Source organism: Pseudomonas sp. SIMBA_067 (genome assembly GCF_046534675.1).
In the GTDB taxonomy this organism is placed as follows: domain Bacteria; phylum Pseudomonadota; class Gammaproteobacteria; order Pseudomonadales; family Pseudomonadaceae; genus Aquipseudomonas; species Aquipseudomonas putida.
In genome coordinates this window covers 1-360 of the sequence record NZ_JAWRYH010000120.1, presented here as the reverse complement: position 1 = coordinate 360, position 360 = coordinate 1, and the positions used below count along the sequence as shown (strand labels likewise).

At 65.0% G+C, this 360-nt stretch carries 1 protein-coding gene; it reads left to right on the top strand.

Going from position 1 to position 360, the window contains the following annotated elements:
• Positions 1-360, top strand: a 360-nt coding sequence (locus tag SB765_RS28330; protein WP_410932314.1) for a lysophospholipid acyltransferase family protein, incomplete at both ends; no start/stop codon positions are given.

Below are 360 nucleotides of genomic sequence, written 5' to 3'. Positions count from 1 at the left end.
CGATGTCGTTCCTGTCCAAGGCCGAAGTGCGCACCTGGCCGGTCGCCGGCTGGTTGGCGGCCAAGGCCGGCAGCCTGTTTATCCGCCGGGGCTCGGGCGACAGCCAGTTGATCCGCAAGCAGATGACCCGCCATCTGGAGCAGCAGCACCCGCTGCTGATGTTCCCGGAGGGCACCACCACCGACGGGCGCAGCCTGCGTACCTTCCACGGACGCTTGCTGGCCAGTGCCATTGATGCCGAGGTGTCACTGCAACCGGTGGCCATTCGTTATCTGCGCGGCGGCCAGGTGGATCCGCTGGCACCGTTCATTGGCGATGATGATTTGCTCTCGCACCTGATGCGCCTGTTTGCCAATGACC